The 4346-nt window shown below is 71.9% G+C and carries 5 protein-coding genes; 2 read left to right on the plus strand and 3 right to left on the minus strand.

The features are described 5' to 3' along the window. The 3 genes from AWZ10_RS20230 to AWZ10_RS20240 all read right to left on the minus strand — a co-directional run. Window positions 1-381: RNA polymerase sigma factor (locus AWZ10_RS20230; protein ID WP_279616633.1), on the minus strand; the 381-nt coding region annotated here is incomplete at its 3' end. A 204-nt stretch (window positions 382-585) separates the two neighbouring features. Then, window positions 586-1323 (minus strand): hypothetical protein, encoded by a 738-nt coding sequence (locus AWZ10_RS20235; protein ID WP_060891741.1) that lies wholly within the window; start codon window positions 1321-1323, stop codon window positions 586-588. Beyond that, complete coding sequence (locus tag AWZ10_RS20240) at window positions 1316-2209, minus strand: alpha/beta hydrolase (RefSeq protein WP_046707283.1); 894 nt, start codon at window positions 2207-2209, stop codon at window positions 1316-1318. The genes AWZ10_RS20235 and AWZ10_RS20240 overlap by 8 nt, the downstream gene beginning before the upstream one ends. A 285-nt stretch (window positions 2210-2494) precedes the next feature. On the opposite strand from AWZ10_RS20240, the gene AWZ10_RS20245 reads away from it, so the two are divergent. Both AWZ10_RS20245 and macS read left to right on the plus strand, forming a co-directional pair. Then, window positions 2495-3361, plus strand: coding sequence for a 1-acyl-sn-glycerol-3-phosphate acyltransferase (locus AWZ10_RS20245; RefSeq protein WP_046707284.1), 867 nt, complete (start codon window positions 2495-2497; stop codon window positions 3359-3361). A gap of 68 nt (window positions 3362-3429) precedes the next feature. Further along, a partial coding sequence (gene macS, locus AWZ10_RS20250; RefSeq protein WP_063809781.1) for a MacS family sensor histidine kinase occupies window positions 3430-4346 on the plus strand: 917 nt, incomplete at its 3' end.

The raw sequence follows: 4346 nt of genomic DNA on the forward strand, positions 1-4346 counted from the left end.
GACGACCGCCCGGTCCGCGACCGCCTCCTCGTGCTCCACCGGCGCCGGCAGCCGGGCGAGCGCCCTGAACCGGCGCGCCTCGGCCCGTCGGTGCCGGCCCACGAGGTTGGTGGCGATACCGAACAGCCAGGGGCGGGCGTCGGCCCGCTCCAGGTCGTACGTGTGCCGCCGCTGGAAGGCGGTGACGAAGGTCTCCGCCATCAGATCCTCCGCCGCCTCGGGGCCGAGCCGCCGTGCCGCGTAACGATGCACGGTGTCGGCGTACCGGTCGTAGAGGACGGCGAACAGCTCGGGCTCGTCCCGGGACCGCTCGATCACGCGGGCATCACTCTCCTCGCGGTCCCCGTCGCGAGTGCCGACGCCCGGTGGTCCGACGGTCATCGGGGCTCCTTTCGTTCGTCCGAACGCCTCGAAGGCCTGGGCTCTTCGGGTCGTGCACCCGTACTTCGCCGTTCACCGGAATCGGGTTCCATCCCGTCGCACGGCGACGACGGGATCAGATCTCCTCGGCACCGTCGCAGGGCAACGGCGAGGGCCCGCCCGGAAGTCTCCCGGACGGGCCCTCGTAAGGCGGTGGTGGTGGGGTCAGACGACCGCGCCCCGGCCCGGATCGTCGTCGTCCTCGTCGTCGCCGTTCATCCGCATCACCAGCGTGGCGAAGCCGCCGAGGAAGCCGCCGATGCCCAGGGTGGTGAGCCACCAGGTCATCTCCCAGCCGAGGAGGACGGCGAGCAGCAGCAGGACCGGGCCGCCGATCACCCCCAGCCAGGCGAACTTGGCGGTGGCGTCGGCCGCCGGCAGCGGGGGCGGCTCGGGCGGCACGAAGTGGCCCTCACCGTCCTCGTCCTCCTCGGCGGAGTCCCTGTCGCCCTTGTCCAGATCCTCGCCGACCGGGTCGGGCACGCTGTAGTCGCGCGGACCCGAGCCGACGCCGGGGGCGAACGCCACCGAGCTGCCCAGCGGCCTGGGGGCCGCGGGGCCGGCGGCGGCATCGGGTGACTTGTCGGGAGATTCCTCCGGCTCGGCCTCCAGCAGGGCCAGGTCCTCCACCGACCTGAACGGCTTGGTGCCCGGCGGGTCCGGCGGCTCGTTGCCGAACCCGGCGACGATGGCCCGCCAGGCGGCGTCCTCGTCGAACGGCACGTGCTGCTCCTCGCCCACGTGCTGCTCCTCGCCCGGCGACTCGCCGGACGAGGCGCCCGCGGAGCTGCCCGAGGAGCCGCCCGGGGAGCCGCCCGGGGAGTCGCCCCGCGAGTCGCCGTGGCGCTCGCCGAGGGGCGCTCCCTTCTCCTCCGGCTCACGCTCGGAGTCGTGCTCAGCCACCAGTGGCCGTCCCTTCCCTCTGCTCCAAGGATCCCGGACCGATCTGCTCCGCGGACCCCGAATCAGACTGCTGTACGGATTCCGCGTCGGACTCCTTCACACCGGCCGCCCCGGAATCCGTCACGCCTCGCGCATCGGAGTCCGCCACGAGACGGGTGACGAACGCGTGGCTCTCCTCGAAGATCCGGTCCGCGTCGTGGTCCAACGTCGCGACATGGTGGCTCTGTTCCAGCAGGATCTCCGTGACGTCGGTCGACGACACCCGGCCGAGGACGCGCTCGGAGTCGACGGGCGGCACCACATGGTCCCGCGGGCTGTGCAGCAGCAGCAACGGCTGGGTCACCTGGGGCAGTTCGCCGTCGACGAGACGCAGGAAGTTGCGCAGCGAGTGCGCCGCGTGCAGCGGCACATGGCTGTACCCCACCTCCTCGACGCCCTCCTTCGCGATGTCGCTGGTGATCCCCTTGGTGGTGGGGACGAAGTGCCGGAGCAGCGGGAGGGCGTGCGCGGCGGGGCCGTGCACCTTGTTCGCCGGGTTGACGACCATCACGCCGGCGACCGCGTCCCCGTGCTTCGCGGCCAGCCGCAGCGCCAGCGCGCCACCCATGGAAAGCCCCGCCACGAAGACGTGCGCACAACGCTCGCGCAGGGCCCGCAGCTCGCGGTCCACCTCCGCGTACCAGTCCTGCCAGCCGGTCGGGCGGAGGTCCTCCCAGCGGGTGCCGTGTCCCGGCAGCAGGGGCAGTGCGACGGTCAGCCCCCGCGCGGCGAGGTGCTCCGCCCAGGGGCGCAGGGACTGGGGGGACCCGGTGAATCCGTGGCAGAGGAGGACACCGACCTCCCCGCCCTCGTGGTGGTACGGCTCGGCTCCAGGAAGGACCGGCACGGTTCGGTCTCCTGTTCATGAGAAGGGTGTGAAAGTCCGGATGTGGTTCACCGTACGCGACCGCTCCGACACCGACCAGGGGCTTCGCGTGGTGGAGGGAGGGTGAAGGACCCGGTGGAGAGCGGGTGAAGGGCCCGGTGAGGAGCAGGTGGGGAGCAGGTGGGAACCCTGGGGGAGCGATGGGGGCGCCCGACACCGGTCGGACCTGTCGGACTCTTCTTCAGGCGTCCGGGTTAAGGTCTGATCCACGGATCACAGAGAGGCACTCGGTTGCTGTACGGCGCGATGAAGGTCGCTATCGGGGGACCGCTCAAGGTCACCTTCAGGCCCTGGGTGGAGGGCCTGGAGAACATTCCGCCCGAGGGCGCCGCGATCCTCGCGAGCAACCACCTCTCCTTCTCGGACTCGTTCTTCCTCCCCGCGGTCCTCGACCGCAAGGTCACGTTCATCGCGAAGGCCGAGTACTTCACCACCCCCGGGATCAAGGGCAAGCTGACGGCCGCCTTCTTCAAGGGCGTCGGCCAGCTCCCGGTGGACCGCTCCGGCGCGCGGGGCGCGGGTGAGGCCGCGATCAGGAGCGGCATACAGGTCATCGAGAGCGGTGAGCTGTTCGGCATCTACCCCGAGGGCACCCGCTCGCCCGACGGCCGGCTCTACCGCGGCAAGCCCGGTGGCCTGGCCCGCGTGGCCCTTGCCACGGGCGCGCCCGTCATCCCCGTCGCCATGATCGACACGGAGAAGATCCAGCCCCCGGGCAAGGTCCTGCCGAAGGTGATGCGCCCCGGCATCCGGATCGGCAAGCCCCTCGACTTCAGCCGCTACCAGGGCATGGAGCACGACCGCTTCGTCCTGCGGGCGCTGACCGACGAGGTCATGTACGAGATCATGAAGCTCTCCGGCCAGGAGTACGTCGACATCTACGCGACCGCCGCCAAGCGGCGGATCGCGGACGCGGCCAAGGCCGAGAGGGAGGCCGACAAGGCCGCCAGGGCCGCCCTCGCCAAGGCCGAGAAGGAACGGGCGGCCAAGGAACAGACGGCCGAGGAGCGGAAGGCCGAGGAACGGGCGGCGGAGCGGAAGGCCGAGGAACAGAAGGAACAGAAGGAACAGGCGGAGAAGACCCGGTCGGACAGGGACCGGCCGGCTTCGTAGCGGCCGCGTTCGCGGGTACGGTCGCGGTCGTGGTCCCGGACGCGATCGTCGTGGGTGGGGTGGGGGATATGCCTGAGCGTGAGCAGGTCATGCGCATGTCGGTCGAGCAGCCGCTGTGGCGAGCGCTCACCGGCTACCGGATCCTGACGATGATCTACGCGATCGGCCTCTTCGTCAGCGCGTACGACAAGTTCGAGCGCCCCTGGCTGGCCGTCGCCTACTTCGCGGTGCTGGCCGGCTGGACGCTGGCGACCCTGCCGAAGGTGGCGGGCGCGGCCAGCTGCACCAAGCGGTTCCTCACGGCCGACCTCACCATCGCGATCGTCGGCATCCTGCTCACCCGGCTCGCCGACTCGGCCGCGCGGGTGGAGGCCGGAGGTCCGACGCTCCCGTCGATATGGACCGCCGGCGCGGTGCTGGCGTTCGCCATCAAGGGCGGCTGGCGCTGGGCCGCCTTCGCCTCCACGCTCGTCGCCGTCGCCAACCTGGTCCACCGGGGAGCCCCCACCCGCGACACCATCCACAACGTGCTGCTGGTCTGGTTCGTCTCCATCGCCATCGGATACGTCGTCGAGGTCGCCCGCGCCTCCGAGCGCACCCTCGCCCGCGCCCTGGAGATCGATGCCGCCACCCGCGAACGGGAACGCCTCGCCCGGGACATCCACGACGGCGTCCTCCAGGTGCTCGCCATGGTCCAGCGGCGCGGAAACGCCCTCGGCGGCGAGGCCGCCGAGCTGGGCCGGATGGCCGGCGAGCAGGAGGTCGCCCTGCGCAGCCTGGTCTCCGCCGGCCTGGTCCCCGTCTCCCGTATCTCGCAGGACGCGGCCCAGGGAGCGGTCGTACGGGCGGTGGAGGAACAGGACGCGGCCGACGACGGCGACGCCGCCGGTCCCGTGGATCTGCGTGCCCTCCTCGCCCCGTACGCCGGCGCGATGGTCACCTTCTCCGAGCCCGGCGGCCCGGTGCCGCTCGCCCCGCGGGCCGC

Origin of the sequence: Streptomyces europaeiscabiei (assembly GCF_001550375.1) — a bacterium.
Taxonomy (GTDB): domain Bacteria; phylum Actinomycetota; class Actinomycetes; order Streptomycetales; family Streptomycetaceae; genus Streptomyces; species Streptomyces europaeiscabiei.